Origin of the sequence: Fulvivirga sp., assembly GCF_040220315.1 — a bacterium.
Classification (GTDB): Bacteria; Bacteroidota; Bacteroidia; order Cytophagales; family Cyclobacteriaceae; genus Fulvivirga.
The window spans coordinates 1-2398 of record NZ_JAVJUY010000266.1 but is presented as its reverse complement, the minus strand read 5'-3'; the positions used below and the strand labels follow the sequence as shown (position 1 = coordinate 2398).

Genomic DNA, 2398 nt, shown 5'->3' with positions numbered 1-2398 from the left:
CGACCTAACTTAAATATACCTATAAAATATCAATTACCTGTTTTGCCCAAAGGTTATTTGCGTGTATATCATTCAGTTGGTAACAAGAAAGAAAGAACTACAGATGATGGTGTAAACATAAAATCATCACATATATATATTCCATTAATTGAAAAGCTTAGATCAGAAGGCATAGGTATAGAACTGCTAGAACCAACAGATATACCTAACAAAGAAGTACGTTACATCCAAGCTCAATCAGACATAGTCGTAGATATGCTTACGTATGGCTGGTTTGGTGCTAATGCTCGTGAGGCAATGATGTTAGGGAAGCCTGTAATCTGTTTTATTAGAGCAAAATGGCTTGATAGCGTTCGTGAAGAAATACCAGGTTATGCAGAAGAACTTCCGATAGTGAATGCGACTCCTAACACTGTAGAGTCTGTTTTGCGCGACTTGATTGCTAATCCGGCTAAGAGAAATGAAATAGGAAAGCGTAGTAGAGCATTTGCCGTTAAGTGGCATTCATCAATTGCCGCTAGTAAACGTTTTAATCGAATATATTCAGATATATTAAATAGACCAATAAATAAACCTTAATTTCATACATCTTTTTTAAAAAAAATGTCCACTATTTATAGAAAACTAACCGGTGTTAATACTGACATAACGACTATTAATTTTTTTGTAAAAACCTTTTTTCAAGACAGATTCTTAGGTTCATCTTTAGGTCTATTCTGGGCTGTTCTATCACCAATTCTAATGCTCGCAATTTTTACATTTGTGTTCGGATTTGTTTTTAGATCGAAATTACCAGGTGCCGAAACAAGTATTACCTTTGTAATCTGGCTTATAAGTGGGTATGGCCCATGGCTTTCAATTTCAGAAAGTATTATGACTTCTACAAACTCAATACTGGGTAGTGCAGGATTGATAAAAAATTTAAAAATTAAGTCTGAACTATTATCTATCGCTGGAACATTAATGGGAGTAGTGCCGTTAGTTGTTGCAATAAGTTATTTAGCCGTCTTGCTAATAATAAGCGGAAATAGCCCTAGTGTATATTGGTTAGTTTTGCCTTTGATAATTGCAATACAATTTGTATTTGTTGCAGGAGTAGGATTGTTTTTTTCTGCATTAGCTGTCTTTTGGCGTGATCTTACTCATATGCTACCTAATGCATTAATGATGGTGATGTTCTCAACCCCTATCTTTTATCCAATTACAGCTTTTCCTAAATTATTACAAAATGTCACTTTGTTTAATCCTATATATTTAATATCAGAGTGGTATCGGCAACCATTAATATATGATGCGTTCCCGCCGACGTGGACCTTACTGTATCTAATTTTCTCGGCAACAACTTCATATTACTGCGGTTTATATTTTTTTAAGCGTGTAAGCCCATACTTTGAATCAAGGTTATGAATAAAAATCAAAATAACGCACATGACATAATTACTAGAAAATTAAAAAAAACATTTTATGACATAAGTTTTAAAGATTTACCTAGGTTATTAAATAATCAGCTTGTAAACCTCAACGGATATGACGCAATACGAAATATAAGTCTTTGCGTAAAAGAAGGCGAGTTTTTAGGTGTTTTAGGTCGAAATGGTGCTGGCAAGAGTACTTTATTAAGAAATATTGGTGGTGTATTTAAACCAACTTCAGGATATGTTCAGTTAGGTAATCAAGCAAGCGGAATTTATGAATTAGGTGTTGCTAGTCATTTAGCAATGACCGGAAAGCAATTTGCAAAGCGCTGGTTAGAATTAAATAATATTCCCGACAATGAAATAAACATACAAATAAACGACATTAAAGATTTTTCTGAACTTGAAGAATACTTTGAAATGCCAATAAGAAGTTATTCTACAGGTATGAAAGCCCGTTTATTCTTTTCTGTTGCTACAGCCGTACCAGCAAAAATATTTCTTATTGACGAGATACTCTCAGTCGGTGATACATATTTTACTACAAAATGCTGGGGTCGCCTACGCAAAAAATTAACTAATGGTTGCTCTGGAATTATTGCAACACATGACTGGTCAGCTGTGCTTCGTCTATGCAAGCAATGTTGCATTATGAATAATGGTGAAATTACGTTTTATGGATCTGCAAAGGATACTGTAAAACAATATATCAACGCAGTAGATGAGCGAAAAAGAGAAATAGCATCATTTTCGATAAGTGAAAACTATGAAGTAGAACAAAATGCTGGAAATTCTCTGGAATTAGAAATTCCAATAAAAATTAATGCCGAACTTCAATTCCATTTCTCTTACTCAATAGAAATATTTAGGTCATTCTATGGGTGGGAAACGCTTATTTTATGTGATAAGAAAATGCTTAATGTTAATAGTGCAGGAAATTACAGAATAAAGATAAAGGTAGACGATTTTCCACTGCAAGAAGG

3 protein-coding genes are annotated in these 2398 nt (G+C 33.8%); all 3 read left to right on the top strand.

The features are described 5' to 3' along the window. The coding region (locus RLO81_RS13000) for a glycosyltransferase (protein WP_350112238.1) at positions 1-579 on the top strand (579 nt) is incomplete at its 5' end. Between the two features lie 24 nt (positions 580-603). Next, positions 604-1407 carry an ABC transporter permease gene (locus RLO81_RS12995; RefSeq protein ID WP_350112235.1) on the top strand — a complete coding sequence of 268 codons (804 nt, stop codon included), beginning with the start codon at positions 604-606 and terminating at the stop codon, positions 1405-1407. Then, positions 1404-2398 (top strand): ABC transporter ATP-binding protein (locus RLO81_RS12990; protein ID WP_350112232.1); only part of this gene is annotated, 995 nt, incomplete at its 3' end. The genes RLO81_RS12995 and RLO81_RS12990, both read left to right, overlap by 4 nt.

Excerpts from the sequence above, each read along its gene's own strand:
- RLO81_RS12995 (WP_350112235.1), top strand. The coding sequence starts at position 604 with ATGTCCACTATTTATAGAAAACTAACCGGTGTTAATACTGACATAACG.